General features: G+C 55.3%; 30 protein-coding genes and 1 pseudogene. 14 read left to right on the forward strand and 17 right to left on the reverse strand.

The annotated features are described in order from the left end of the window. Positions 1–82: 82 nt before the first annotated feature. The 6 genes from Q1B21_RS07815 to Q1B21_RS07840 are packed head-to-tail and all read right to left on the reverse strand — an operon-like array spanning position 83 to position 4,878. On the reverse strand, positions 83–889 hold the full coding sequence (locus tag Q1B21_RS07815) for an energy transducer TonB (protein WP_299887946.1): 807 nt from the start codon (positions 887–889) through the stop codon (positions 83–85). Positions 890–906: 17 nt separating this feature from the next. Further along, the gene (locus Q1B21_RS07820; RefSeq protein ID WP_298937959.1) at positions 907–1,299 is read right to left on the reverse strand and encodes a biopolymer transporter ExbD; all 393 of its coding nucleotides are present in this window, start codon (positions 1,297–1,299) and stop codon (positions 907–909) included. Beyond that, positions 1,299–1,670 carry a biopolymer transporter ExbD gene (locus Q1B21_RS07825; RefSeq protein ID WP_299887950.1) on the reverse strand — a complete coding sequence of 124 codons (372 nt, stop codon included), beginning with the start codon at positions 1,668–1,670 and terminating at the stop codon, positions 1,299–1,301. Before Q1B21_RS07825 ends, Q1B21_RS07820 begins: the two co-directional genes overlap by 1 nt. Continuing rightward, positions 1,660–2,328 (reverse strand): MotA/TolQ/ExbB proton channel family protein, encoded by a 669-nt coding sequence (locus Q1B21_RS07830; RefSeq protein ID WP_299887953.1) that lies wholly within the window; start codon positions 2,326–2,328, stop codon positions 1,660–1,662. Before Q1B21_RS07830 ends, Q1B21_RS07825 begins: the two co-directional genes overlap by 11 nt. A 4-nt stretch (positions 2,329–2,332) precedes the next feature. Beyond that, positions 2,333–2,779: a hypothetical protein gene (locus tag Q1B21_RS07835; protein ID WP_299887956.1), complete on the reverse strand. Its 447-nt coding sequence runs from the start codon at positions 2,777–2,779 to the stop codon at positions 2,333–2,335. A 20-nt stretch (positions 2,780–2,799) separates the two neighbouring features. After that, on the reverse strand, positions 2,800–4,878 hold the full coding sequence (locus Q1B21_RS07840) for a TonB-dependent receptor (RefSeq protein WP_299887959.1): 2,079 nt from the start codon (positions 4,876–4,878) through the stop codon (positions 2,800–2,802). A gap of 240 nt (positions 4,879–5,118) precedes the next feature. Between Q1B21_RS07840 and Q1B21_RS07845 the strand changes: the two genes are divergently transcribed. The 5 genes from Q1B21_RS07845 to Q1B21_RS07865 all read left to right on the forward strand — a co-directional run bounded on the left by Q1B21_RS07845 (position 5,119) and on the right by Q1B21_RS07865 (position 9,747). Continuing rightward, positions 5,119–6,174 carry a ChuX/HutX family heme-like substrate-binding protein gene (locus Q1B21_RS07845; protein ID WP_299887962.1) on the forward strand — a complete coding sequence of 352 codons (1,056 nt, stop codon included), beginning with the start codon at positions 5,119–5,121 and terminating at the stop codon, positions 6,172–6,174. Next, positions 6,171–7,037: a hemin ABC transporter substrate-binding protein gene (locus tag Q1B21_RS07850; RefSeq protein ID WP_299887965.1), complete on the forward strand. Its 867-nt coding sequence runs from the start codon at positions 6,171–6,173 to the stop codon at positions 7,035–7,037. The genes Q1B21_RS07845 and Q1B21_RS07850 overlap by 4 nt, the downstream gene beginning before the upstream one ends. Continuing rightward, complete coding sequence (locus Q1B21_RS07855; protein WP_299887968.1) at positions 7,034–8,110, forward strand: iron ABC transporter permease; 1,077 nt, start codon at positions 7,034–7,036, stop codon at positions 8,108–8,110. The genes Q1B21_RS07850 and Q1B21_RS07855 overlap by 4 nt, the downstream gene beginning before the upstream one ends. A gap of 3 nt (positions 8,111–8,113) precedes the next feature. Next, positions 8,114–8,902, forward strand: a complete 789-nt coding sequence (locus Q1B21_RS07860; protein WP_299887971.1) for a heme ABC transporter ATP-binding protein — start codon at positions 8,114–8,116, stop codon at positions 8,900–8,902. Between the two features lie 95 nt (positions 8,903–8,997). Continuing rightward, positions 8,998–9,747 (forward strand): exonuclease domain-containing protein, encoded by a 750-nt coding sequence (locus Q1B21_RS07865; RefSeq protein WP_299887974.1) that lies wholly within the window; start codon positions 8,998–9,000, stop codon positions 9,745–9,747. A 178-nt stretch (positions 9,748–9,925) separates the two neighbouring features. On the opposite strand, the gene Q1B21_RS07870 is transcribed toward Q1B21_RS07865, so the two are convergent. From Q1B21_RS07870 to Q1B21_RS07890, 5 genes are all read right to left on the reverse strand, one after another. Then, entirely contained in the window at positions 9,926–10,534 is a 609-nt protein-coding gene (locus tag Q1B21_RS07870; RefSeq protein ID WP_299887977.1) for a dihydrofolate reductase family protein, read from the reverse strand. Between the two features lie 12 nt (positions 10,535–10,546). Next, positions 10,547–11,038 (reverse strand): SRPBCC domain-containing protein, encoded by a 492-nt coding sequence (locus tag Q1B21_RS07875; protein ID WP_299887980.1) that lies wholly within the window; start codon positions 11,036–11,038, stop codon positions 10,547–10,549. Then, positions 11,031–11,369 (reverse strand): helix-turn-helix transcriptional regulator, encoded by a 339-nt coding sequence (locus tag Q1B21_RS07880; protein ID WP_298937948.1) that lies wholly within the window; start codon positions 11,367–11,369, stop codon positions 11,031–11,033. Before Q1B21_RS07880 ends, Q1B21_RS07875 begins: the two co-directional genes overlap by 8 nt. A gap of 477 nt (positions 11,370–11,846) precedes the next feature. After that, entirely contained in the window at positions 11,847–12,926 is a 1,080-nt protein-coding gene (locus Q1B21_RS07885; RefSeq protein ID WP_299887984.1) for an alpha/beta fold hydrolase, read from the reverse strand. 274 nt (positions 12,927–13,200) lie between these two features. Then, entirely contained in the window at positions 13,201–14,028 is an 828-nt protein-coding gene (locus Q1B21_RS07890; protein ID WP_299887987.1) for a LysR family transcriptional regulator, read from the reverse strand. A gap of 66 nt (positions 14,029–14,094) precedes the next feature. On the opposite strand from Q1B21_RS07890, the gene Q1B21_RS07895 reads away from it, so the two are divergent. The 3 genes from Q1B21_RS07895 (at position 14,095) to Q1B21_RS07905 (ending at position 16,370) form a co-directional block, all read left to right on the forward strand. Continuing rightward, positions 14,095–15,291 (forward strand): MFS transporter, encoded by a 1,197-nt coding sequence (locus Q1B21_RS07895; protein ID WP_299887990.1) that lies wholly within the window; start codon positions 14,095–14,097, stop codon positions 15,289–15,291. Then, positions 15,273–15,656, forward strand: coding sequence for a RidA family protein (locus Q1B21_RS07900; RefSeq protein WP_299887992.1), 384 nt, complete (start codon positions 15,273–15,275; stop codon positions 15,654–15,656). Before Q1B21_RS07895 ends, Q1B21_RS07900 begins: the two co-directional genes overlap by 19 nt. Positions 15,657–15,872: 216 nt before the next feature. Beyond that, positions 15,873–16,370: a GNAT family N-acetyltransferase gene (locus Q1B21_RS07905; protein WP_299887995.1), complete on the forward strand. Its 498-nt coding sequence runs from the start codon at positions 15,873–15,875 to the stop codon at positions 16,368–16,370. Positions 16,371–16,657: 287 nt separating this feature from the next. Here Q1B21_RS07905 and Q1B21_RS07910 read toward each other — a convergent pair whose 3' ends face one another. Then, positions 16,658–17,560: a LysR family transcriptional regulator gene (locus Q1B21_RS07910; protein WP_299887998.1), complete on the reverse strand. Its 903-nt coding sequence runs from the start codon at positions 17,558–17,560 to the stop codon at positions 16,658–16,660. Between the two features lie 99 nt (positions 17,561–17,659). Between Q1B21_RS07910 and Q1B21_RS07915 the strand changes: the two genes are divergently transcribed. From Q1B21_RS07915 to Q1B21_RS07930, 4 genes are all read left to right on the forward strand, one after another. Continuing rightward, entirely contained in the window at positions 17,660–18,046 is a 387-nt protein-coding gene (locus Q1B21_RS07915) for a DUF4440 domain-containing protein (protein ID WP_299888001.1), read from the forward strand. Between the two features lie 64 nt (positions 18,047–18,110). Next, complete coding sequence (locus tag Q1B21_RS07920; RefSeq protein WP_299888003.1) at positions 18,111–18,269, forward strand: hypothetical protein; 159 nt, start codon at positions 18,111–18,113, stop codon at positions 18,267–18,269. After that, positions 18,239–18,445, forward strand: coding sequence for a hypothetical protein (locus Q1B21_RS07925; protein WP_299888007.1), 207 nt, complete (start codon positions 18,239–18,241; stop codon positions 18,443–18,445). Before Q1B21_RS07920 ends, Q1B21_RS07925 begins: the two co-directional genes overlap by 31 nt. After that, positions 18,442–18,864 (forward strand): nuclear transport factor 2 family protein, encoded by a 423-nt coding sequence (locus Q1B21_RS07930; RefSeq protein WP_299888010.1) that lies wholly within the window; start codon positions 18,442–18,444, stop codon positions 18,862–18,864. The genes Q1B21_RS07925 and Q1B21_RS07930 overlap by 4 nt, the downstream gene beginning before the upstream one ends. A 423-nt stretch (positions 18,865–19,287) precedes the next feature. Here the strand turns inward: Q1B21_RS07930 and Q1B21_RS22360 are convergent, their stop codons facing one another. Continuing rightward, positions 19,288–19,584, reverse strand: a complete 297-nt coding sequence (locus tag Q1B21_RS22360) for a class I SAM-dependent methyltransferase (RefSeq protein WP_366525397.1) — start codon at positions 19,582–19,584, stop codon at positions 19,288–19,290. Between the two features lie 257 nt (positions 19,585–19,841). Then, the gene (locus tag Q1B21_RS07935; RefSeq protein WP_299888012.1) at positions 19,842–20,249 is read right to left on the reverse strand and encodes a RidA family protein; all 408 of its coding nucleotides are present in this window, start codon (positions 20,247–20,249) and stop codon (positions 19,842–19,844) included. A 116-nt stretch (positions 20,250–20,365) separates the two neighbouring features. Here Q1B21_RS07935 and Q1B21_RS07940 point away from each other — a divergent pair, with 116 nt between their 5' ends. Both Q1B21_RS07940 and Q1B21_RS07945 read left to right on the forward strand, forming a co-directional pair. Beyond that, on the forward strand, positions 20,366–21,259 hold the full coding sequence (locus tag Q1B21_RS07940) for a LysR family transcriptional regulator (protein ID WP_299888014.1): 894 nt from the start codon (positions 20,366–20,368) through the stop codon (positions 21,257–21,259). A gap of 209 nt (positions 21,260–21,468) precedes the next feature. Then, positions 21,469–21,645: pseudogene (locus tag Q1B21_RS07945) on the forward strand (BCCT family transporter); the annotation flags it as partial. Positions 21,646–21,705: 60 nt separating this feature from the next. Here Q1B21_RS07945 and Q1B21_RS07950 read toward each other — a convergent pair. Genes Q1B21_RS07950 through Q1B21_RS07960 form a run of 3 tightly spaced genes read right to left on the reverse strand, consistent with a single transcriptional unit; the run spans position 21,706 to position 24,496 of the window. Beyond that, positions 21,706–22,383, reverse strand: coding sequence for a GntR family transcriptional regulator (locus tag Q1B21_RS07950; protein ID WP_299888017.1), 678 nt, complete (start codon positions 22,381–22,383; stop codon positions 21,706–21,708). Further along, the gene (locus Q1B21_RS07955; RefSeq protein ID WP_299888022.1) at positions 22,380–23,411 is read right to left on the reverse strand and encodes a Gfo/Idh/MocA family oxidoreductase; all 1,032 of its coding nucleotides are present in this window, start codon (positions 23,409–23,411) and stop codon (positions 22,380–22,382) included. The genes Q1B21_RS07950 and Q1B21_RS07955 overlap by 4 nt, the downstream gene beginning before the upstream one ends. Next, positions 23,408–24,496 (reverse strand): isocitrate/isopropylmalate family dehydrogenase, encoded by a 1,089-nt coding sequence (locus Q1B21_RS07960; protein ID WP_299888025.1) that lies wholly within the window; start codon positions 24,494–24,496, stop codon positions 23,408–23,410. Before Q1B21_RS07960 ends, Q1B21_RS07955 begins: the two co-directional genes overlap by 4 nt. Positions 24,497–24,606: the final 110 nt, after the last annotated feature.

Genomic DNA, 24,606 nt, shown 5'->3' on the forward strand with positions numbered 1-24,606 from the left:
CGAAGAGGCGTTGCCAGGCGAGCAAACCTTCCAGCCTGAGTTTGGACCCGGTAACCTCTACTTTTTGACTTGGACACAACAGCTATCGCTGTCCCATGATTTCGAAAGTATAGTCCCGTCTCACCGCTGCCGGCGGTGGTGGGAACGGGGCTGCAGCTTTTACTTGGGCAAGAGCGATCTGGTCCAGTCTTTTTGATCCCGAACTACGCACGATGCTGACTGTCTGCAACGTCCCGTTATCGGCTATTCGAAAAGCCACCAGGGCGGCACCTCGGATATTAGTGCTCTTTCTCCGGGCGCGGAATATTTTGCGTTTTATCCGTCCGGCGTAATTACTGGCCTCGGCGTTTCCGGATCCGGTGACGGCTTGTTTGGACGTCTTCGCCTTCGCCGCACCTTCGGGAGTTTTCCCGGTCGCCTCACCCTTTCTTTCGCTTTGCTTGGCGTTTCCTTTTGGTGTCGCAGTTTGATTGGTTGTCTGTTTCTCCGGCCGAGGCCGTTGGGCATCCATGATCGGCGGACTCGATGCAACATCAACTTGCGTTTTTGCAGTTTCAGTTTCTGCAGGCTTCCGTGGTGTTTGAACAGCTGTTCTCGTGAATGCGGCTGCAGTTCCGGCTGGGATCGGGTTGAGCGTCGGCGGCGTCGTCGCTCGCTGCTGCAAGGTAGGGCTGGCCTGGGGCTGAAACTGGTGCGGCACGGCTGATTTTTGGCGGGTTTTGGCGGGCGCAGGTGCATTGGTTCCCGCAACAAAGTCTTTGAATGTGGATCCCAGCGCAGCGGCTGTTACCACTCTGCCACCCTCGACTTCCGCTGTTTCTTCGGGCGAATAATCTATAAGCGCCAGGCTATGTGTCGCCGCAGCGATTGCGACGGCAATGGCAACCACGCCGCGGGACTTTGGTATCACCGTAAACCCCTTTCCGTCACTACATAGACCTTGCTTGCACCCAACCCCCGCAAGGCATCACTGACTTGTTTGAGCGCAACCGCAGGCAAGGACTGATCCGGCACGATTCGAACCGCATCAAGCGGCAGATCAATAGAAGCCCGTTCGACATAGGCCTCGGCATTGGTCAGTTTTGCCCCGCGATATTCAAGTGTGCCATCAGCGTGAATAACTAATGCATCAGGTGGTTCGCGCCCTTCCAGATCCCTCGTTTCAACAAGCTGAACCGATTTGCTGAGCGGCGGTGCAAGTGAGCCTGCTATCATGAAGAAAATGAGCATCAGGAACACGACATTGATCAGCGCGATTGTCGGTTCCCTGCTTGGTCTGGTTTCGGATTTAAGCTGCATCAGCCCAAAACCTGAGTGCGCAATTGTTCGACAGAGGCGAGCGCCGCGAGCAGATCGATCAATTGCTGAGAGGTGGCGTGCGGACTTAGGCTGATGAGCGCGGTCTGGGATTTGGCGGTGCCAAGCTTCTGCGCCACCTGCGCCAATGACACCGGCGAGCCATCGACCAGAATTCGGTCGGCATCCAGTTTGATAAAACGGATGACTTGATCTGTTTCAGCGCCACCAATGGCTGCCGTCGAAAACTCTATCTCGCCGAATTTCGAGAATGTGGATGTGAGCATGAAAAACAGCAGCAGCAAAAAGATGACATCTATGAGCGATGTCATCGACAGGCGTTTGCGCCGCTTTCTCTGAACGTCAAGCGCCATGGACGAGTGCGGTAATTGACGCCCCAACCGTTTGTGCCGTGTCATCAGCATGGCCCGGCGCAAAGACTGTTCTGAGCGCACGGTTGGCAAAGGTACGCTCGCGGTTCATGCGGGCCTCAAACCAGGTCAGGATCAGTGAGGTCGGCATCGCTACGGCAAGCCCCGCCGCTGTCGTCATCAGCGCCACCCAGATTCCCCCGGCGAGTAGCGACGGATCAACCGCGTTGCCAGCATCTTGCAGTGTCTGGAAGGCTTCGATCATGCCCAACACCGTGCCGAACAACCCAAGCAAGGGCGCAAGTTGAGAGACGATATCCAACACGTTGAGACCTTGTTCCAACCGCGCAAAACGCGCCTCGGCTTCGGCGTCGACCCTCTCGGACAACGCGCGCTCGCCACCCGAAAGCGCCATCACAATCACAGGCACCAGATAACTGCGGCTTTTGTTCAGATGGGTTCTGGCAGTCATGTGGTCTTGTCGGTCCCACGCATCGATGGCCTTAGACAACTCGATGTGACGCCCGACCCCCGCCGCCTTGTATTGCCAGAGCTTGTAGATGACCAAAGCAAGGGTAGCTATCGAAGCGGCGATCAGGATGGCAACAACCGGACCCCCCAATTGCAGTATCTCCATCAGTTTTTGCTGCATTTCGGACATGACCCTATCCAACTAAATCGGTTTCAAGACGGCTTTTGAGTTTGAGACCGGTCATGCAGGCGTCTTTGGTGTCGGTTGCAATTTCACATTCCTGCACGCCGTTGATCAGGATCCGGCTGAACTGATCACAGGCCAAGTCATTGAACTGAAACTGTCTGACCCTTGTGCGACCTGCGGGCAACTCTTCGAAATCCAGCAAGGTGAGCAGCGCCACCTCACCTGTGTTGCCGAACAAGACAGTTTCATAAACAACCCCGCTGATATCGGCGTCGTGTGTGTTTTCGACGACAAAACTCAGCAGACAGTTTTGCCCCTTTGCCTCTGCGGTACTTAGTTCGATGGACACACCACCTGGTTGGCTGGTTTCTTCTGCACTGACATCCCCTGCCCCCAAATTTAGGGACAGGGTCAGCAGGACCACGCTGGTATTTCTTGTTATCGATTTTCGCATGACTGGTCCTTTCGGTTGGATCAGAATGTTTTTGCCAAGGTCAGCTTGAAGTTCCGACCCGGCGAGTTGCGGGTAGAAAGGTTCGGCAGATAGTTCTTGTCAAAGATGTTCTCGACGCCTGCGCGGACCTCGAAACCCTGGAACGCACCCTCTTGTGGCTGGTAAGTCGCGCGCAAGGTATTCACGCCGTAGCCGGCAACCGGATCGCCGCTCGAGTCGATGCCGGACCTGGCGCCGAACAACTCCCAACTGACGTCCAGCGTTTCGCCGAAACGTTTACCAACTGTTACACGGGCCGAGTCTGTTGGTTCATTGCGCCAGGGCGAGTCCTCACCGGCAGCGTTCGTCTCGGTCCCTTTCACAATGTTTGCGTTGAAATCGACATAGTAGCCGGCCGCATTTGCATAGGACGCTTCGATTTCCACGCCGCGTGTTTCAACTTCGCTCAGGGGAAGAAACGGGCGACCCGATCCATAAGAAGTAATGTCCCAAAGATCTGTCTTGTAGAAGTTGACTTTTGCGCGAACCACATCACCCGCAGCAAAGATGTCACCTCGATTATACGAGAAGCCCGCTTCCCACGTGCGCGATTTCTCGGGTTGGGTCTGGAATGCCGGAGTACCCAGATCGTCGAGGATCGGAAGATTCTCGGTGTATGCGCCACTCCCAAAAACGGCGAAGCCGCTGGAGAACTCATAGCGCGCGGATAGACCGCCCATCAGTGCGTTGTTGTCGTAGCTCGCATTTTCCGGAGCCGAAGCATCGCTGTCGCCTTCAAGATCCTGCGTTTCATAGCGGATCGCTGGAGTCAGGGTCAGACCATCGCCAATCTGAATGTCATCAACCGCAAACAAGGCGATCCGTTTATCGGTGCCGCCCGGCGCGGCAAATGCATCCAATCGCTCACGATTGATGAACTCAATTCCGGCGCGCAGGTCATGCGTGGCAGCTCCGGTTTGGAAGTAAGAGGTGTTTTTGATCGTCAGCTTTGTCGTCTCGTAGCGATGATCGGCATCCTGAAGTGAGCTATCAAACGGTGTACCTGGCGGCACTGGGCGACCACGGAGACAAGATGGGGCATTCGATTGAAACCCGTTAATGTCGCAAGATGCACTGCCCGCAACATAGTTGCTGTCAATTTTTTGGTCCGAATAGCTGAGGTTGACATCCAGATCGATCAAATCATTGCCTGCAGGGCGATATTGATACCGCAGAACCGCGATCTTCGTTTCAATATCGCGATCTACATTGCCAAATGAATCCGTCGTCGTACCAAACGAGTCATATGGCACGTCACGCTCTTCAGACGTGGACTGGTTGTATGAGGCAGTGATCGAGTGCTCGAGGTCGTTGCCGAAGCTGTACTTCCCTTTGACCAGTAGCGACGGCAGCGTGAACGCGCTGTTGCCGATTGTGTCGCCGTTGCCGTCCTCTTGATCGCTCTGATCACGATAGGTGTAGTTGAACAGAAACTCGGTCTGACGATTAGGTTGCCACGCGAGGATCGATGACGACGCAAAGCCATTGCCATTTGAGTAACCCTCGAACGTCTGACGGAGACGGAAGCCTGGTTCACCACCGGTGAAATCCGAGGCGTCTTTGGTTTCCAGTTGCACCACGCCGCCAACGACACCGGAACCGTACTCAAAAGACCCAACCGTGCCACGGATTACCGAAACGCTCTTATAGAGTTGTGGATCTGTGAACAGCTGGTTGCCAATTCGGTATAGCTCTTCTGCGCCGGTTGTTGCCCCATCGACCAGGATCAACACCTTCTGGTCTGTCCCAAACGTGCTGTTGGCGCCAAAGCCGCGAATGTTGATGCCTGATCCTTGAGGGGTCGAGCCGTTCACCAGGCTTACGCCCGGAACCGAATCGATCAGTTCGGCGACCGTGTTGGCCTGCCGGTCATTGATCTCTTCCTGATCGATATTTGTGACGGGTACAGCGGTATCTGTCTGGATTTCCCGCTTGCTTTCCCCAAGAACAAGGGTGCCAAGGAAACCGTCATCCTGTTCCTGCGCCAAAGCGCTAGCTGCAACCATGCTGAGGCACGAAGCCGTTCCCAGCAATCCAATCTTTCGTATTTGCACACGCATTTCTGTCCCTTCGAAACAGTTAAGAGGACCGGAAATGCTTGCGCCGCGCTGGCTTTGGTCTGTCTGTTTTGTCGTTTTTTTGGAATCGCTTTTCGTTGCGACTTGTGCTCGTTAATAAAGGTTACTAAAACAGTCAACAATAAATGTTGGTCGTTTAGACAACATCCGCCAGCAGGTAGCCGAGCAATTTGGCGGCCCGGCCAGCACCTCAGAAAAATCAACTCGAAGATGGGAAACCCCATGACGGAACAGGTGCTTACAGCCCCGGATCAAATTCGTGCCGCCCATGCGCAAAACAGCGGTAAGCGTGACCGCGATCTGGCAGAATCGCTTGGCATTGCAGAAGGGCAGCTGGTCGCAGCCTTTGCCGGACACGACGTTACACGGCTGTCGGCAAACCTTGATGATCTCTTTCCAAGGCTCAACGCGCTGGGGGAGGTCATGGCTTTAACGCGCAATACATCCTGCGTGATCGAAAAGGTCGGACAGTACGACAATTACCATTCGGGAGGGCATGCCTCGATGGTGCTTACGGAGGATATCGATCTGCGCATGTTTCCCAGTCACTGGGTTCATGCCTTTGCCATCGAACGCAACACCGACAGCGGGGTCAAAAGATCCCTGCAGATTTTTGATGCCGCCGGTGACGCCGTGCACAAGATCTTTTTGCGTGAGGGGTCGGATCTGACCCAATGGACGCAGCTTGTCAGCGCCCTGGCATCGGATGATCAGTCGCAAACTCTCGACGTTGCGCCCCGCAAGCCGACCGAAGCGCCCAAGGCCAACGCTGACAAGGCCGACATTTTGCGCGCGGAGTGGGCCAAAATGACGGACACACACCAGTTCATGCGATTGACTTCAAAGCTCAAGATGAACCGTCTGGGGGCTTATCGCATCGCCGGTGAGCCGCTCGTCAAGGAACTGACGCCAGCCGCCATAACCGCGATGTTCGAACAGGCGCGCGATAAGGAAATCGAGGTCATGATCTTTGTTGGTAACCGCGGATGTATCGAAATTCACGGTGGTCGCATTAAATCGCTCAAGCAGATGGGACCCTGGTTCAACGTTCTTGATCCGCGTTTCAACCTGCATCTGCGCACCGAACATATCGCAGAGGTTTGGGCCGTCACCAAACCGACGCAGCGCGGCCCCGCCGTCTCGATCGAGGCGTTCGATGCCGAAGGTGGGCTGATCTTCCAGATATTTGGTCGCCGCTCCGGTGAAATTGACCATCGCCCGGTCTGGGATGAACTGGTCGCCGGGCTTGAACCCAAACCCGAGGCAGCTTTGACATGAACAAGATACGATTGATCTGGTCTGTTCTCGCCGCCCTGCTGAGCACGCAGGCCGTGTTGGCCGAAAACGACAATCCAAAGCGTATCATCGCGATCGGCAGTTCCATCACCGAAATCGTGTACGCGCTTGGTCAGCAAGACAGGCTTGTCGGCCGTGACCGGACATCGACCTACCCGACAGAGGTGTTAGAGTTGCCCGATATCGGGTATCGACGCTCGCTGTCGCCCGAGGGCGTTTTGTCGGTCGAACCGGACTTGATTCTGGCGCTTGAAGGCTCGGGCCCGCCAGACGCGATTGCGGTTCTGCAACAGGCCGGCGTGCAATATATCACGATCAAGGACGAGTTCTCTCTGGATGGCGTGATCGAAAAGATCCAAACAGTTGGTGCTGTGCTGGGTGTCGACGACGCTGCCGAAGATTTGGCAACGCAAACTAAGCGCCAGCTAAGTCAGGCTCAAACAGCGGCGCATAATGCGGCCGCGTCCGATCCGAAGCGGGTCTTGTTTATCCTGTCGACGCAGGACAATCGGATCACGGTTGGCGGCGTGGATACCCAAGCAGATAGCATCATTCGACTGGCAGGTGGGGTAAATGCCGCCGACAGCGTGTCGGGCTACAAGCCATTGACCCCCGAAGCGATGGCGTCGGCCGCGCCGGATGTCATCCTCATGATGGATCGGCAAGGCAATCACGACACTGAGGACCACGCATTGTTTTCGCTACCCTCCATTAAGCTGACCCCGGCGGGCCGGAACAAGAGGCTTATCCGCATGCAGGGTGCTTTCCTGCTCGGGTTTGGTCCTCGAACTGCCAGTGCCATTTCTGATCTGTCAGCGGCCCTTCAGGATGTCGGTGACTCATGACGCTGGCATTGGATCATTTAGGCGCAGAAGCACCCAAACGCGACCGGCGGGCAACAGCACGGCGGGTCACGCTGACCTTAGCGGTTCTGCTTGGCCTGACCAGCGGCGTCAGCGTCTCTGTAGGCGCGTCAGACGCGTCGCTAAACACCGCTATGATAGACCTGATCAATGGGCAGTCCATGTCAGACCTGAACCGGATTGTTCTTTGGGACATACGCTTGCCCCGGCTTGCTATGGGGATTCTGGTTGGCGCCGCGCTGGCTGTGTCTGGGGTTGTCATGCAGGGACTTTTCCGAAACCCTTTGGCGGATCCCGGGATTGTCGGCGTTAGCGCTGGCGCGGGACTGGGCGCAATCTCGGCCATTATACTTGGTACCTACCTGCCCGCGCAGGTATTGGTCTGGACTGGAAGCGGATTGGTGGCCATCGCGGCCTTTCTGGGTAGCTGGGTGTCTGTTCTGATCCTGTACCGTGTCTCGACGAGACTGGGACAGACATCCGTGGCGACCATGCTGTTGGCCGGCATAGCATTGGGTGCCTTGTCCGGCGCGGCATCGGGCCTTTTAGTCTATATGGCCGACGATCAGCAATTACGAGACCTGACATTCTGGGGAATGGGATCATTGGCGGGCGCAACCTGGGGGAAGATCGTCACGGCCGCGCCAATCATTATGATTGCACTGGCCAGCACTCAATTCCTTGCGCGAGCGCTCAACGGTCTGGCGATGGGAGAGGCGGTGGCCCACCACATGGGCATTCCGGTGCAGCGCAGCAAGAACATTGCCATTCTGGCGGTCGCCGGTGCCACCGGGGCCGCCGTCGCCGTGTCTGGTGGTATCGGGTTCATTGGAATTGTGGTTCCACACTTGTTACGTCTCGCGACGGGTCCGGACCACAATAGGCTTTTGATGAATTCCGCCTTGTTGGGTGCCAGTCTGCTGCTTTGCGCCGACATGATCAGCCGGGTCGTGGTGGCCCCGGCAGAGCTGCCAATCGGGATCGTCACGGCAATTCTCGGCGCGCCGGTCTTTCTTTGGATCTTGCTGCGCCGGCACGGCACAATGGGGATGTAGGTCATGCAAGGTAAGAGCATCTGCGTCAACCTCGGCCGAAAGGACATTCTGCACGACGTGAATTTCAAGGCGGAACCTGGACAGGTCACTGCAATCATCGGACCCAACGGATCGGGTAAGTCGACCTTGCTTAAAACATTGGCCGGAGAAATCGGCACCTCGGGAACCGTAACCCTGAACGGCCACGACATTTCAGCGTTGAAACCTTGGCAGTTGGCTACGATGCGGGGTGTACTGCCACAATCCACAACCGTGGCCTTTCCTTTCAAGGTGCACGAGATTGTCAGGCTGGGACTGGCAAATGGGCTGGCGGCAATCAATGACGAACTGACGGCCAAAGCCTTGGCGCATGTTGATCTTGCCGGGTTCGAAGATCGATCCTACCAGACCCTGTCCGGGGGCGAGCAACAGCGCGTTCAGCTTGCCCGCGTTCTGACTCAGGTATGGGAGAGCCAACACACTGATCAACCCAGGTGGCTATTGCTGGACGAACCTGTTGCCAGCCTCGACATAGCTCATCAACTTGCGGTTCTTCATATTGCCGGTGATTTCGCCGCCGTCGGAGGCGGTGTCGTGGTAGTGATGCACGATCTGAACCTTACTGCGCTATTTGCTGACTGTGTTTATGTTTTATCACAGGGCTACGTCTGGGGCTCTGGCACGCCATCCGAAGTGCTGAATATCGACCTGATGCAGCAAGTCTATGGCATCGACTTGCCAATCAGCAAAGTCCCGAAGGCCCCGATCCCTTTTGTTCTACCTCAGGTAATGCGCGAACGCTTGGGCGCCTGATGCAACGCTCTTGCCCAAACCTGCTTTGGGAAGGCTGCACTGCGGCGTCGGTGACAATGGCCAACGACCGGATCGGGTGGTGAGTGTAGTGTCGTATGAGCAAACAGCACTCCTCGAGAGCAAGAATAGCTTGCCAAGATCCATTCGACCCGCAAAAACTAGGATGCTCAGTTGTGGACCTGACAGCGAGGGCTGAGGAAAGCCGACAAATGCAGAGCGCCCAAACGGTGGATACGTTGAACAGATTTGGACATCTTAGTACGCCGCCTGCCGGGCCTTTTCGATTTATTGCGTTGGACGTCGAAACGGCGGGCAAAGCCATCAGTAGCATCTGCCAGATCGGACTTTGCTTTGTTAACGACGCAGGTTCTATGCAGACCTATTCTGTCCTGATTGACCCCGAGGGACCATTTGAGGTTTTTAATACCGAGCTTCACGGGATTTCCGCCGAAACCGTGATTGGGGCTGGAGCATTCCCAACGGTCTACGCGTCCTTGTTTGAAGTCCTGAACACGCACAGTCTTGTGCAACACAGTACGTTTGATGAAAAGGCGATAACAGCTGCTTGCGCCCGGTATGACCTGCCAATGATCTCGTCGCATTGGACGAATAGCGTGTCGGTTGCCCGTCAAGCATGGCCATCGTTGAAGGATGCCGGTGGGCATGGGCTGGCAAATCTTAAGAAATATCTTGGCCTTGAGTTTCATCACCATGATGCAGGTGAAGACGCTCGTGCTTCGGCTTCTGTGATCTTAAAAGCAGAGGACGCTTTAGGGACGCCGTTGTCTTATCTAAGGACAAACCGCCAGTTGAACTTCCAATTCGGAAATCCATCTGAGAGATAAGCGGTCAATGTGTGTAAGATCCGGCTGATCGACGAACTAACCGTCCGGTGTTAGGCAATGTACGGAGGTCAGCTCTGCGGAAGTAGCCATCCCAAATCCTGCTTTGCTCGAATGTCTGGAATGCGCTGCGAGCAACCCGTCGTTCCGAATAGATTCTATTCTGGCATGAAACTCAGGGTCACGGGTATTTCTCCCCGATAGAATGGTCGTGTTCGGGCCGATAGAATTGCATCGTTGCACCATTTCCACAGCGCTCAAATCTGGTCAGCTTCAGTTGGCGCGGCGAGCTGCCGTTCTCAAAAAGACGCTTGCCGCCGCCGACAACCACCGGAAAAAACCACAGGCGGAACTCGTCGATAAGATTGTGGGAAAGAAGGGTTTGTATCAGCCGGGCGCCGCCGTGCACCTGCAAAAGAGGCCCATCTTGTGCCTTCAAAGTCGAGATTCCGCCAGCAACGTCATCGTTGATCGGGCGCGAGTTTTCCCAACGCAAACCTTCAGGTTGCGAAGTTACTACGTATTTCCTGGCGCTATTCATTCGGTTTGACAGAGCGGACTTTGGTGCGTTCGGCCAGTGACCCGCGAAGATGTCGTAGGTCTTACGACCAAAAACCATGTCATATGGCTCGGACATGGCGTGACGCTCGACCTGATCCATCACGCCGTCCCAATATGGCGCGGCCCAGCCTCCATTTGCAAATCCATCAGACGGGTCTTCTTCTGGCATACTCGGGGATTGCATCACGCCATCGAGCGTCACGAATGTCAGAATGGCAAGCTGTCGCATGTGTCCGACCTGTCAGCTAACTTCTCTTGCAAAAAGGTACTCAGCGAGCTTGTCAAAGGCCTGATTCCAGCCACCGGCACCTGCCGTGCCCGCCTCAACACCGATGTGGACCATGGTCATCAAAGTTTTGCCATTCACTTCAGAGAGTTCAACAATGATCTCGGTGATGTCAGGAAAGTCATCAGGCATGCCCATCGCCTGAGGTGTGATCAGGTTGCCATCCTCATCACACATACTCTCCGTATAGACGAGGCGGCGTGGTCGGGTGACTTCCTTATACACTCCGGTGAACCACATTTTCATGGGTCGCTCGGGTGAAGTCATTTCCATACAAACCTTACGCGTGCCGCCAACAACCACGTCCATTTCTGCTACCGGCACAGACATACCACGGGGTCCGTACCACGCACTAAACAAGGCCGGGTCAGTCCACATGTCCCAGATGGTGCCAATCGGGGCATCAAATTCTCGTTCGATCTTTACCCACTTCTTCTCTTCATTCATCTGGCGTTTCCTTCATTCCATTCAAAATTCTGTCCATGGCGTCGAACCGAGCTTCCCAGATGAAACGGTATTGGTCGGTCCAGCTTGCAACGGCCTCCAACGGTTTTGTGTCTAGTGCACAAGGGCGGAACTGGGCGTCCCTGCCACGGGAGACCAAGCCAGCGGCCTCTAGCACCCGGATATGTTTGGAAATCGCTGGCAAGGTCGCGTCGAAGGGCTCTGCAAGCTCATTCACCGTCGCCGTGCCTTTGGCCAATCGGGCCAGAATTGCGCGCCTCGTTGGGTGGGCCAGTGCGGAAAAAGCTGCGTCAAGTTGTTGATCACCTGTCATAGCACAATATTATACCAGTTAGTTAATTAATCAACTAGTATAATGAAGCTCAGCGATTGCATGATTGCATTCGTCGCTTCTGCGCGGACTACTCGAACCGAAATACGCTACTCAGTCGGTAGACCAGCATCGGTTTCGGGATGTTCCCCGACGAATGCTGATTTCAACCTGTACTGTGAACTCGTTCGATCCACATGATTATGCGTCCGACATTTCCAAAGGCTGTTATCCTTAGCTTGCATGTCTCGATGGTCCAACATAACGCGCCCGAGGTTTTCGAAGGGATAGAGAATGCAAACCCCGATGCACCAGAAGTCACATAACGGTCCCTTGGTTTGGCATTCGAACTGAGTTCAATTGTGGAGGGCGCCGGCTTACAACGTGCCATTGACATGGCTATCTCTGATGAAAGCTTGCAGGCTAGTGTCCAACCAGAGCAAAAAGACGCCGGCTACCAATCCATGGTTTCACCCACCATTACTCGCCGAAGTCCAATCTTCTAACCACCCAGGGAATGACAGTCTCTTCCAATCGCTCACCAACGCGTTGCCGATGATCGCCTGCGTAAACATCCAGGCTGTGAGGAATACGTTCATCGCCGAGCTGCTGAGACAGTGCAAGTGTGCCCGCTGGAATATGAAGGAATTGGTCACCAAGCCCTACACCCATCCCGAGGCCTTTCAATTCACGCAGATTCTCGCGAGAAGCGCGCACCTGCCTGATCGGAAACGCGTCCGAATAGCTATCGAATGCTTGGTCATCGAGAACGACCTCCCCTTTCACGATCTCGAATGGGAAATCTCCATAGATCGGCTCATTGTCCGGATCAGGATTGAATGCGGCAATGATGCCGAGAATGGCAATCGGATAAAAGTCTCGGCTCTCTAAAAGAGCATCGACATCGTCGAAATCTTCGATTTGCGAGGCACGCTTCCAAGCGTCATTTCCGAAACCCAGATCTTCCGTCGGCGCTAGGCAGCACGGGCTGATGGCCCAAACAACCGAGAACACTCCGGGATGGTGCATGGCTAGGTGAAGTGCGCCATAGCCCCCCATGGAATGGCCAATCACAGCGCGGCTCTCTGGATTCGGCAGGGTGCTGTAGTTGGCATCTACGTAGCTGACAAGGTCATTGGTGATGTAGTCTGCCCAGTTTCCGCTTACGGGAGAATTCCGATAGTATCCCCCGCCATATCGATTACCAGCGTTTGGCATTACGGCGATGACTTCCGGTATAGCGTCGTCCTGGATCATTCGATCCAAGATCGAAGGAACGTTGTAGTTTTCGATCCACACCCCGTAATCATCGAAAATACCATGCAGCAGATATAAAACGGGGAAGCGGCGGTTCGGATGTTGTTCGTAGTCGGGTGGCAGGTAAATCGCGACATCTTGAATACCAGATGTTCCTAGTAGATTTTCCTCAAGTGATGGCGCCGGAACCCGCAATTCGACAACTTGTCCAGAACTTGTTTGGTCCGACTGCGCGGTGACGCTTGTGGCGCAAACGAAAAGGCTGATAGCGAATACGGCTCTCCAACTTGACATATCGAGCATCAGAAAGATCCCCTATGTAAATATCTTTAACATGTTTCATTAAGGCTTGCTCGAGAGGAAATTCAAGGCGGTAGTGGTTTCAAGGCACGCAGAATCCAAATCAAACTATGGAAGTTTGCCTGTTGTAAGGGATAACGGGGCATCAAAAAGGCCGTACAGGGCTGCAACTGGTCACTTATGCGATTGGCGTTGAACAGCTGCTCAGTACCCAACCTAAGCCTTCGTCAAGCTGCGACAGACGTCTGGTTTCGTAGTTAGGCGCGTTGGCACCAATTCATGATCGGAGTTTGGTTATGCGGTTGATAACCCGGCGTATTTCCGGCAGATGTCTGTCATCGTCATGCGCAACCAGCCAGGCGTCGTGCGACAATTCAGGGATTGCGTCGGAGCGCCGTTCGAGTCTCGCATCCCTGTCGCCTATGAATGTGGGTAGGACGATCTGCCCGGCGCCTTCCAACGCAAGATCAAGAGCCAGTCTTGGATGGCTGACTTCCAGACTGACATTCTGACCAGCACGCGCCCTAGCCCAATGGGAGGACGGCGTATCGACATCGTGGATGATCCAGCTTTCCCGGGCGTCGCGCGCCGAAAAGACTGCAAATTCATTGCGGGCCAGCTTGCGCCCTGCGAGCCCATGCTCAGTCGGGCGACTGTTACGTATCGCAATCGACGCTTCGCGCCGTGCAATGCTGAGGACTGCCTCGGAAGTCATGAAGCGCAGCCTGACATCGGCGGGATCGCCAGTGATGTCGCGCCACTGTCGCGTCAGCGCAAGCGATGTCCACGTCCCCGCTGACACCTTGATCAACGGTAGCTGGCCATCGTTAGCCTTTGTTGTCACCCGCGAGATGTTTAAGGCCACGTCTTCCAACTCACGCATCAATTCAATGCCCGCGTCCGTCAGGTCATAGCCATGGCTGCGACGGACGAACAATTCACGACCCATGGCACGCTCTAGCTCTCGCATCCGCCTGCCTAGGGTTGGGGCGCTGGATGTTACATCCTTGGCAGCGGCAGCAAGACCGCCGGCGCGCGCAACCGCCAAGAACGCCGCAAGGTCGTCCCAGCGGATGTGGTCACGAGGTTTCGGATATTCGTTCATGTATGAAATGATGGCTTCAAATCGAGTTGTTTTGCAACTGAATGATGCTGGCTAGCCTTAGAGCGCATGACCAAATCCATTCCCGTCGCATTTCTGTCTCTCCTGTTTGTCGGAACCGTCTGCAATTCAATGGCGGTCTCGTTCATGGGCTTCTACATCGTCGAGAGCCTTCAACGAGCACCTTGGAACATAAGCGTCTACACAGGTGTCTTCGCACTCGTTGCCATCCTCTCCAATCGCATTTTCGCCAAACAGATGGACCGGGGAGCCAACCCGTTCCCGATGATAGGCTTGGCTGCGCTTGGCTATTGCATGGCCGCATTTGCACTGTCCATGTCGCCCAGCTCTCTGACTGTCGCGACCGCAGGTGTGATCGGCTTCGGCCTCGGCTCCAGTGCCATGTCGACCATGTTCTCGCTTGGCGGTGACATTGCCGAACGCAACAGCATAAAGCGCAGCACGTATAACGCATATATGCGCGCGACCACGTCAACATCATGGATGAATGGACCGGCGTTAAGCTTCATTGTAGCCGACCAATTCGGCCCTGAAGTCGTCTTTCAGGCTGCTTTCGCGATTGGCCTTATCTGGCTTGCTTTGTGGTGGCGAACGGCTCCGCGTGATGCGGCCAGAATACCAGTCTCCGCCGCTCAGGAAAAACTAATGAAGGGGGAAAGACATCCAGAGCTTTGGGCGGCTATCCTGTTCGTATTTTGCCTCGCGCTTGCTCATTCTTTGACGTTTTCGGCCCTTCCGATCTTTTTTGTTCGGGAAGTCGGGCTGCCAGCTTATGCGCCGGGCCTGGCATTCAGCATAAAGACGTTCGCCGAGCTTTTCGCGATTTTCACCACACCATATCTGATTGCCCGTTTTGGGCTACGCACAGCGTTGATGGGCACAGCGCAACTCGCCATCGTCGCAATTCTGGTTCTCGCGACGGTTCGCTCCTTCCCACACATGTTTTTTGGTGCTGCCGCGGAAGGGGTCTACTTCGGCCTGTTCTCAACACTCGCGATCAGCTTTGTGCAGTCTCTGTCAAAGAACCGGCCAGCCCAAGCAACAGCGATGTACTGGAATACAATGATGATTGCCCTCGTCATCGCCGGGCCCGCAGCAGGCCTAATTGCGCAGGTATCGGACTTCCAATCCGTCATATTCACAGGATCGGCGTTCGCTGTTGCGTCCGCCGCCATACTTGGATGGTCCTCTTATCAACGTTCAGAAAGCCAGAAGAGAGACAAAACATGCCAATCAGACAAATAAATGCGGAAGATGGACCTGGAGCCGTCGGCGCCTATGCACAAGCAGTTGAGGTAACAGGCACAACACGACGTCTGTACGTGAGTGGTCAGGCACCGATTACGGCAGACGGCACTTTGCCAGAGACCTTTGAAGAACAGGCAAAGACTGTGTGGACAAACATCCTGGCACAACTACATGCCGCAGATATGACCGCCCAGAACATCGTGAAGGCGACTACTTTTCTGGTTGATCGCAGACACCGCGAAGCAAACAGGGACATTCGTATGGCAATGTTGGGCGGTCATACTTTTGCGCTTACCGTCGTATTGGCCGGGATGTTTGAAGACGGTTGGCTTTTGGAAGTCGATGCCATTGCCGAAAAGTAACTGCGTTGTTTCCGGCCTTCCTATACGGCGTTAGTGCGAATGGCATCAAAGCCCTGCATCTCGGATATCGCAAGCTTGGCAATTATGGCCTGCTAAAGACTGCCTGCTTTCATCGCCCCAATCCCTGCAATTCGATGCGATGCCGATCCAAGCGGTGCAACTCTGCAAGGCGGCTTCAAGCCATACCGCCCGGCGCTGATGTGCTACAGTGATGGTATGACAACCAACAACAATTATACATTTCGAAAGGCGACGATAGCTGATCTCGATCTGTTAGCGGGATGGCGATCGAGACCACATGTCCGTGAATGGTGGGATTCAGATGAACCCCATGATGCGGGGAAATTCGAAGACCTTCGTGTGGCCCGTTGGATTGTTTCGACGGCCGGGCGCCCCTTCGCATACATGCAAGACTACACTGTTCATGGCTGGGATGGGCACCATTTCTATCAACTTCCGAAAGGCTCTCGGGGCATCGACCAATTCATCGGGGAACCGGACATGATCGGGCGGGGACACGGTTCAGCATTCATCACACAGCGGCTGAGTGCGTTGTTCGACGAAGGAGTCCCCGTCGTTGCGACGGACCCGCACCCGGAAAACGCACGCGCCATCGCTGCATACAAAAAATCGGGTTTCAAAGAGTTCAGCGCACCTATGGATACCCGGTGGGGCCTGATACTGCCGATGAAGGTCTGTCGTCAGGAGGCTTAAGCAGAACGCTTGTCTGGACCCGCGAACCAACTGATGGGCGGACAAAACTAGAGTGACCAGTTGAAGCTGCGACCGTCCAATCCACTGAGCCGCATTGCGTCGCGACGCAGACGTACAAAACGAATTGCCACTTTGGCCGCTCATCAGTTTTGTGTGCTTACGTCAGTTGTTACGAAGGAAGTGGAACGGTTCGCTTGCTTTGAAACGCTCTGATGTTTCTCCGGCGAGGATCGGTTTTTCGCCAGTTTCTAGTCTGAGCGTTGATACGCCTTCAGACCGATCAAGGTTCACTGCAAACGGTTTTGGGTCTTTGCCAGATCGATGAACGCGCGCAAGCGGCGGGTCATATGCCTCTTGCTTTGATAGTTGATCGAGTAGCGCGGCATCGGCGCGAGATGTCTTTCCAACACTTCAACCAGATCATGGTTCGCGACATATGGCGCGGCAATCTCACGGTAAACATAGGCTAGGCCCAAGCCATGAGAGGCGTAGTATAAAAGCGAGCGCATATCGTTTGCCACCAGCCTTGGCTTGGGCTGGATTACGAACGACCCATCAGGCCCATCGAACCCCCAGGGCGCCAGCCGGCCACCTCGGCCAAACGCGTAGCAAATTGTGTCAAGTTCCAACACATCGCGAGGATGCTTGGGCGCGCGCCGTTCCTCGAGATAGCTGCGCGCGGCAACGATTGCCATTTTCAGTTCGGGACCGACGGGAACAGCGTGTGTATCTGGGGCCATCATGGTTTGTGACCGGATCGCAGCATCAATACCTGTGGTCAGCAAGTCGACCTTCTTATCATCATATATCACTTCAACCTGAACGCTTGGGAAGGCGGCGGCAAAACTGGCCAGAAGATCATCAAGAAAGAAAGGGCCCGCGCTATAGGGCGCAGACAGGCGCAGCGTGCCGCTCACCTGATCTTTCTCTTCGCCCAAAGCGCTGAGCGCGCCTTCGAGATCCGTGACGGCCGGAAGGCTCCGCGCATAAAGCTGTTCGCCAATTGGAGTCAGGGCAACAGATCGGGTTGAGCGTTCGAATAGCCTGACACCCAGCCGGTCCTCAAAACGCTGTATGGCTTCGCTGACAGATGCCGGTGCCTGGTGCAAATATTCTGCCGCCGCGCGGAACCCGCCGCGGCGCGCGACTTCGACAAAGACGCGGATTTCTCCAAAGTTGTTCTGACTCATTGTTCGATTATCCGATCAAACTGTCAGGATGAAAGCGGGTTATCCTTACGGTAGCGGGTCCCTAGATTTGGTGCAAGCCAGATAAAACGGAGTAACTTTATGAGCGTACGTGCAGAAATCGAAGCCGTCATCAATAGGTGGAACGGCGGCCTGGACGGCGGCGACATCGAACAGATGGTCAGCACCTGTCACCCCGATACCGTCACGGTGAACGAACGTCAGCCTGTCACGGTCGGCACACAAGCCATTCGCGACAAGTACAACCCACGCATTGCAGCCGCTGACATCACATCTGGGTTCGACATCGAGACCCTGGCTGAGTTCGGCGATACCGTTGTCGTGGTAGGGCGGTTCTGCGGAACAATGAAGATGCGGAATACCGGCGATATCCGCAGCCCCGAAGGCCGTCTGACACTGGTCTATCAACGCGATGATGACGGCGCATGGAAGATGATCCTCGATATGGACAATAACGGTCCCGAATAAGCCACACCGGCCGCGCCAGAGCCCGCGCGACCGCGTTCTTTTCGGCACTCAGCAGGAGTTTGGCATGATCACCCCGAAAACTGTCACCAAGGAAATCGAAGATCTGCATGATTTCTTCGTCAAATGGTACAACGGCAGCATAGGCGCGATCAGCTCGGACCAAGGTTTTTGCCGCACCTGGATGCCAGTGCCGTGTTCATCCCACCGGAAGGTCACATCCTGACAGGTGAGATTCTGAAAGCTGGCTTTGACCGCGGCTATGGCTCGAACGCCGATTTCCGTGTCCAGATCCGGGATGTCACTATCCGGCAGGAACTTGGAGACCTGGTTGCCCGACAGCGTGCGCGACGCCGCCTCCTTCGACTTCTGATCCGACTGTCAAACAAAGGTTTACCATGACCCAACGTATTGCAAAGCGCCCCCGCGACATCGCGGATTGCGTCAGCGCCTATCTCCAGGAAGGCGACCTTGACGGCATCACCACCTTGTTCCACCCCGATTGCCAGATCTTCTTTCCGCCTGATCAGCCACCACTCGCGGGGCTTGAAGGAGCACGGAAGGCATTCGAAGGCTTCATGGATCTGAAACCGGAAATCAAAAGCAATGTTTTCTGCGAGGTGATCAACGGCGATGTGGCCATGTTGCGCGCCAATTGGAGTGTAGTCGGACCTGACGGCATAGTGATTGCGGAAGGTCAATCCATGGAAGTCGCCAAAAAGCTGGAAAACGGCGGTTGGGGCTATCTCATCGATTGCCCCAACGGCCCGCCGACCGTTTCCCGATCGCAGTGTTTATGGTGCAACAAGCCGCCGGGGTGATGTGCCATGCTAAACCACCAGACGCAACGACGTGCCCTACCGAGTATGATAGATCTTGCCTGAAAGGTTCAGCTTTTGATTGGCTATTTATATCTGAAATACGCATTTAAGCAGAAGGTCCCCGGAACTACGCGGCGGAAATCCAAAAGCTACACAAACTGTTGTGTGTTCTCATAAAACCGCATTCGCAACACGTATTTCATTCAGAAAATTCAGGTTTGTTTGCCCATCAGGTTGCGCGGCATTTGCGCATAACTCTGCACGATTTGTCCACTGGTTTGCGCGAATTGGGAAAATCTCCAATTGACGTTGGTTGTCGCACGATTCCGTCAACTTTGGGTCGTTTCTGTTCAACCAAAAGTGCATTCTGATTGGCGAATTCCAACCCTTATCTAATGTACGCAGCACATTCACGAGGTTTTGTTAGGTCCCCTTCTGCCGGAAACCGTCATTAAAACTTCTTGAGCTGCCAGACGTGCTCGACCGGGTAGCCCCATATTCCGATATCGCGAAGTCGAACGAGGCATCCGGTAGGCCTGTCGCTTCGGCGTTGCCCTCGACGAAGGTGATGTCTGCACGTTGCTCTGCGGTCAACTCACGTGCGGTGGCCAATTGTACGATGGAAACGACAATCGCCGTGACCCTCGACCCACACCGAGATATCCAGCCCGAAACGTATCCTGTTCCGCAACCTGGTTCGATCCCATTCATGCCTGACATGTAGTGGGGCAGCAGGCTCAGGCCCTCGTCGGAATTTTCCCAGTTGCCTCAGTCCGGAGTGTCGAGGCTCCAAAGACGTTTGCCCGCGATAACCCAGTTGGCAGGATCGGCATTCCGAAAGGTGTTCAAAAGGCTCACCGGTATGACGCCAAACGCGTACCGGCTGCGTTTTGGTGTTACAGCTTAGCATTGGGAGGATAGGGAGAGCCGCCACTAGCTGAATGGCATCATTGCAACTGATCTCGTCAGCAAGCCTGTTAGCCTGAGATCTTAACGACCATCTCTACTTCGATCTGTAGATCGGGCGCTGCAAGGGTGGCCACACCGATCCCGGTCAGACTTGGCTGTGCCCCATCAAGAAATTTCAGGATCTCGCTCATGGCGATGCCCTGCGTCTCATCCGTAAGCTCCGTCATGTAAATGCGCATCTGGACAATATCGTCGGTTGTCGCGAGGATTGCATCCAACGCGCCTTGCAGATTGTCGACCACGATAGCCGTTTGATCCGCCAACGAGGCCGGTGTGGCTGCCCCATCCGGGCGCCATGCCACCTGACCCGACACGAATGCCAAAGGGCCTGGCGGAGCGATGGAAATCTGCGAGTATCCGATCTTGCCAGCATCCGGCAAAGCCGATGGATTGATCCGATCAATAGCAGCGGACATGTGTGTCTCCTTTGTTATACTTTCATGTCGAGAGACTTAATGCTTGAGTGAGGCGAATAGAGATCGCTTCATTCGCGATCATAGTGCTACAATCTCGATCTATGATCGGATCAAAAGTGAACGACATCCTCGTATTCTTGTCGGTTGTGGAAACCGGAAGTTTTGTCGCCGCCGGCAAATCATTCGGGTTGTCGAGATCAACCGCGGGAAAGGCTGTGGCGAGATTGGAGGAGGCTTACGGCGCTCGCCTTTTGAATCGCACCACCCGTGCACTGGACCTGACCGATGAAGGTCGCAGCCTTTACGAACATGGTCTGGCTATCAGGGCTGCAATTGAGGCGGCTGATAACAGCATCGAAAGCGATCAGGGTGTGCCGCGCGGGACACTTCGGGTCACCGCACCTGACGCCTTGGGGCGCAGATTGCTTCTGCCAACCGTTCAAAAATACCTTGAGACCTGGCCCGAAACTCAGATCGAGCTGTCGCTGTCAGATCGGGTGGATAACATCGTTGAAAAAGGCTTTGATCTCGCCATACGGATCGGAGTGAACTCGCCTGACCAAAGCTTTGTCACAAGAACACTCCTGCGCGACGAGACCATGCTGTGCGCTGCTCCTTCCTACTTTGAGACGCACGATACGCCCCTGAATATCGAACAGCTTAGCCGTCACGACCTCCTCCAATTCGCAACTCGCAGCGCAAGGCAGGGTTGGCATTTGCAAGATGAAGATGGCACCTGGGTTCGTGCTCAGGGGCGCGTCCGCCTGCGGCTCGACAGCGCGGAAGCGCTACGTGAGGCGGCCATTCAAGGGCTTGGGATCGCCCTTTTGCCGCGACTACTGATCGGCACAGACTTCTCGGAAAGGCGGCTACAACAGGTGTTACCTCACGTTTCTTCTGCTCGCATTCCCATCGTTGCACTTTACCCGCACAAACGTCTTCTAGAGCCAAGGGTTCGCCGCTTCATTGATATGCTCAGCAGTGATCTGAGGAGGCTACCTGACCAGTAGTAAAACTTGCAAACAACTGGCCCGGGCCAACCTCTCTAGAATTAGGATTCACAACCACTAGATGACGGTTGCTGCGCGCGCGACGGTTGTGTGGAACCACTCGGCATTAAGAACTTCCCCGCGCAATGCGCCATTGAAGCGCTCGTTGCACCCACTCTCGCAGGGCGACCTAAGATAGATTTGGATCACTTTAACGGGCTAAGACAGGCGTCGTTTTGCTTGTGACCTTCCTGTTAACGTCAGCTGACTCGGCCGTTTTGATCGTCGACACGATCAACGCTGCAGGCGACGAAGGTCCCAAGGCGCGTCCGCACATCATGTTGTGGGGCGCTGCGCTGGCTTTGGTTGTCGGTGGGTTGCTGATTTCTGGCGGCATTGGTGGCATTTAAACCGCAATGGTGATCGGGGCGTTGCAGGCCTACGTCACGGCCGAGCCAAGCGAGAACTCACAGACTGTTCAGCCTGTGTTTTTCAAGTATTCCACACAGCACTTCTTTGGCCTGAAGCCGGTGTTGTCTATGGCGTTCGCGTGCTTCATTTGCCTTTCCTTCTTGGATCGCCCGCAGAACAGCCCGGTGGTCTTCGTTGGATTGCACTGGCAGAGGGCGGATGAACAGCGTGGTGGCCCGCGCCCTGCGTACCTGATCGCTCATCATTGCGACGATGGCTTCAATCCGATGGTTCCTGCCAAGACGTACAAGCTCCTGGTGAAACAACTCGTCCGCCTCAGCCCACGCTTCCAGGTTTTCTGTTTCGATGGCCTGGTCCATCTGCGCAATCGACCGCTCCAGTACTTTGAGATCCTGTTCCGAATAGCCTGCTTCTGCAGCACGCTGGGCTGCGAGGCTTTCCAACTCGGTCAGGATGTCATAAATCTCACGCATGTCTTCGGATGAGACGGGCAGGATCCGAACCCCTTTCCGAGGGCGCATTTCCAGCAGACCACGGCTTTCCAGCATGAGTGCAGCTTCGCGGACCGGGGTTCGTGACATGCCCAATGTCTGGGCAAGCTCTGATTCCAGATGGTCAGTTCCGGCGGCCAGTTCTCCGGAAACTATCATCCGCCGCAGCTCTCTTACGGCGCGCTGCGTGCTGGAAAGGGTTTTGCTGCTTTGGTCCTTCACGGCGTCTCCAGGGTGATCTTTCTTCCTTCCGCGGCTGAGCGGTAGATGGTCTCTTCGATGCGGATCACGTCCAGATAGTCCGGGGCAGTGTTTTCCAGCGGCGTGCCATTTAGAAGGCCCGAAATGACATGACTTTGCAAGGCATGGACGCAATCACCACCAAATCCATCATGCGTGCTTGGTGGTAGAATTTGCTGCCTTTCCTGTTTTCCAAAGCCGCGCCGTTCGACCGACCCATCACCGTAAAGGGTCAAGACCCCCTCGGTCCCCTCGATCAGCGCCTCGCCCATGGTTTGGCGCAGATTTTCTGCGCTGTGGTCCAGGCATCTGTTGCCATCGAACATGGCTTTAACCCCATTGGGATGGTCCAGCAGAATGTAGCCGGCGTCTTCACCTGCAAGCACAGGATTAACCTTGCGCAGATCGGAATAGACCGCGCTTGGTGAGCCGAACAAAAACCGGAAAGTGTCGACAAAATGAACGGCGGTTTCGTGCACCAGAAAGCGCGGCAACTCCTGAAAATAGGGTTGCCGGTCCAGATAGGCCCGCGGTCCCTGCCCGTCACCAGGCCGTAGCCGGAATGTGGCCTGCAATGGGGTGCCGATTTGGCCTTGCGCCATGGCGGTCTTGATGGCGCGGTACCAGGGTTGAAAGCGAAAGTTCTCATGAATGACGATGGTTGCGTTAGCAGCATCAGCCTGAGCGATGACGTCTTCTGCCTCATCGAGAGACCGGCAAAAAGGTTTTTGGCATATAATCCATTTGAGGCCACAGCGCAGCGCTGTACGGATCGCGTCGGCCTGGGCTATCGGCGGCAAGATAATGTCCAGCAAATCCGGTCTCTCGGTCTTCAGCATCCGGGCAAGATTCTGATAGGCAGGCAGGCCGGTGGCCTTGGCTTTTTTGATGTCGCGGTTGCATGAGGCGACGGGAACCGCACGGGGCATGCGCGACCAGCTTTCATAGTGGAATTGGCTGAAATAACCGGCGCCGACGCAGGCAACCTTTATGTCTTGTTTGCTACTCATGTCGACAGCGTGTCCATGACAGCTTTGGCGGCCTCCTGCGTTCCCGCGGTGCCGCCAAGGTCCCGGGTCAGGTTGTGGCCATCCGCAGTTACCGTCTCAACCGCTTCGCGCAGGCGTTCACCATCGCTGGACAGCGCTGGATTGTCGTGGGTCATACCCAGCCACTCCAGCATCATTGCGGCGGATAGAATCATCGCAAAAGGGTTGGCTGTGCCTTGCCCGGCGATGTCCGGAGCGGACCCGTGGCAAGGTTGGAACACAGCGTGATCCAGACCGATATCTGCAGACGGTGCCAGCCCTAATCCGCCCATGAGACCCGCGCCCAGATCAGACAGGATATCGCCAAACATATTCTCGGTCACCAGAACATCGAACTCCCAAGGCTTTTGCACCATCCAAAGAGCGGTCGCATCAACATAAGAGTGGTCCGCGGTAAGGTGGGGGTGGTGCGCCGCCTCGGCGTCAAAGATCGACCGAAAGAAGGCGAAGGCGCGAAAGACATTAGCTTTGTCGACACAGGTGACCCGACCGGGACCACGGCCGGACGCCTTTCGGCTCTGGGCCAGTTGAAACGCAAAGCGGAACAGCTTTTCTGACACGTCGCGGGTGATCAGCAACGTCTCGCGAGCCTCGTTTTCGCAAACCTCGCCGGTGCCTTGCGAATAGAACAGGCCTTCGGTGCTCTCGCGGATCAGAACAAAGTCGATCTCTCTTTTGTCTGGCAAGGCCAAGGGCGTGGCTTGTCCGGGGCTAACTTTCACCGGGCGCACTCCCGCAAACAGACCTAGCCGTTTTCTCAGATCAATTTGGGGCGAAATCTCGGTTCCGTCGGGATAGCGCACATCTGGCAATCCCATTGCCGACAGCAGAATCGCATCGGCGCCGCGTGCAATGTCCAGCGATGTTGTCGGGAAGGAGTCGCCGGTGGCCGCATAATGGGCAGCCCCGGCGGGCGCATCGGTGAAAGTCAGGCTGTAACCGGCATTTCGCTCTGAAAGCGAGCGCAGGATTTCAAGCGTGGGTGCCATGATTTCCGGGCCAATTCCATCTCCGTGGAAAACCGCAACTTCGTAACCTTTGTTCATCTGAACCCGTTTCCTTCATGTTTCGCATTCATAGCGCGATCGCAGCGTTTACCACAGTCCGTTGACAATGCATTCTTTAACGTATACGCAAATAAATGCAATAACAAACG

Source organism: uncultured Ruegeria sp., from assembly GCF_947504215.1.
GTDB lineage: Bacteria > Pseudomonadota > Alphaproteobacteria > Rhodobacterales > Rhodobacteraceae > Ruegeria.

Coding starts and splice junctions, on each gene's coding strand:
- Q1B21_RS07920 (WP_299888003.1), top strand. CDS start 18,111: ATGATCACCCCGAAAACTGTCACCAAGGAAATCGAAGATCTGCATGAT.
- Q1B21_RS07870 (WP_299887977.1), bottom strand. CDS start 10,534: ATGCGACAGCTTGCCATTCTGACATTCGTGACGCTCGATGGCGTGATG.
- Q1B21_RS07845 (WP_299887962.1), top strand. CDS start 5,119: ATGACGGAACAGGTGCTTACAGCCCCGGATCAAATTCGTGCCGCCCAT.
- Q1B21_RS07825 (WP_299887950.1), bottom strand. CDS start 1,670: ATGGCGCTTGACGTTCAGAGAAAGCGGCGCAAACGCCTGTCGATGACA.
- Q1B21_RS07830 (WP_299887953.1), bottom strand. CDS start 2,328: ATGTCCGAAATGCAGCAAAAACTGATGGAGATACTGCAATTGGGGGGT.
- Q1B21_RS07820 (WP_298937959.1), bottom strand. CDS start 1,299: ATGCAGCTTAAATCCGAAACCAGACCAAGCAGGGAACCGACAATCGCG.
- Q1B21_RS07865 (WP_299887974.1), top strand. CDS start 8,998: ATGAGCAAACAGCACTCCTCGAGAGCAAGAATAGCTTGCCAAGATCCA.
- Q1B21_RS07935 (WP_299888012.1), bottom strand. CDS start 20,249: ATGTCCGCTGCTATTGATCGGATCAATCCATCGGCTTTGCCGGATGCT.
- Q1B21_RS07855 (WP_299887968.1), top strand. CDS start 7,034: ATGACGCTGGCATTGGATCATTTAGGCGCAGAAGCACCCAAACGCGAC.
- Q1B21_RS07835 (WP_299887956.1), bottom strand. CDS start 2,779: ATGCGAAAATCGATAACAAGAAATACCAGCGTGGTCCTGCTGACCCTG.
- Q1B21_RS07885 (WP_299887984.1), bottom strand. CDS start 12,926: ATGCTCGATATGTCAAGTTGGAGAGCCGTATTCGCTATCAGCCTTTTC.
- Q1B21_RS07850 (WP_299887965.1), top strand. CDS start 6,171: ATGAACAAGATACGATTGATCTGGTCTGTTCTCGCCGCCCTGCTGAGC.
- Q1B21_RS07955 (WP_299888022.1), bottom strand. CDS start 23,411: ATGAGTAGCAAACAAGACATAAAGGTTGCCTGCGTCGGCGCCGGTTAT.
- Q1B21_RS07910 (WP_299887998.1), bottom strand. CDS start 17,560: ATGAGTCAGAACAACTTTGGAGAAATCCGCGTCTTTGTCGAAGTCGCG.
- Q1B21_RS07900 (WP_299887992.1), top strand. CDS start 15,273: ATGCCAATCAGACAAATAAATGCGGAAGATGGACCTGGAGCCGTCGGC.
- Q1B21_RS07890 (WP_299887987.1), bottom strand. CDS start 14,028: ATGAACGAATATCCGAAACCTCGTGACCACATCCGCTGGGACGACCTT.
- Q1B21_RS22360 (WP_366525397.1), bottom strand. CDS start 19,584: ATGTCAGGCATGAATGGGATCGAACCAGGTTGCGGAACAGGATACGTT.
- Q1B21_RS07860 (WP_299887971.1), top strand. CDS start 8,114: ATGCAAGGTAAGAGCATCTGCGTCAACCTCGGCCGAAAGGACATTCTG.
- Q1B21_RS07960 (WP_299888025.1), bottom strand. CDS start 24,496: ATGAACAAAGGTTACGAAGTTGCGGTTTTCCACGGAGATGGAATTGGC.
- Q1B21_RS07905 (WP_299887995.1), top strand. CDS start 15,873: ATGACAACCAACAACAATTATACATTTCGAAAGGCGACGATAGCTGAT.
- Q1B21_RS07895 (WP_299887990.1), top strand. CDS start 14,095: ATGACCAAATCCATTCCCGTCGCATTTCTGTCTCTCCTGTTTGTCGGA.
- Q1B21_RS07915 (WP_299888001.1), top strand. CDS start 17,660: ATGAGCGTACGTGCAGAAATCGAAGCCGTCATCAATAGGTGGAACGGC.
- Q1B21_RS07840 (WP_299887959.1), bottom strand. CDS start 4,878: ATGCGTGTGCAAATACGAAAGATTGGATTGCTGGGAACGGCTTCGTGC.
- Q1B21_RS07880 (WP_298937948.1), bottom strand. CDS start 11,369: ATGACAGGTGATCAACAACTTGACGCAGCTTTTTCCGCACTGGCCCAC.
- Q1B21_RS07875 (WP_299887980.1), bottom strand. CDS start 11,038: ATGAATGAAGAGAAGAAGTGGGTAAAGATCGAACGAGAATTTGATGCC.
- Q1B21_RS07930 (WP_299888010.1), top strand. CDS start 18,442: ATGACCCAACGTATTGCAAAGCGCCCCCGCGACATCGCGGATTGCGTC.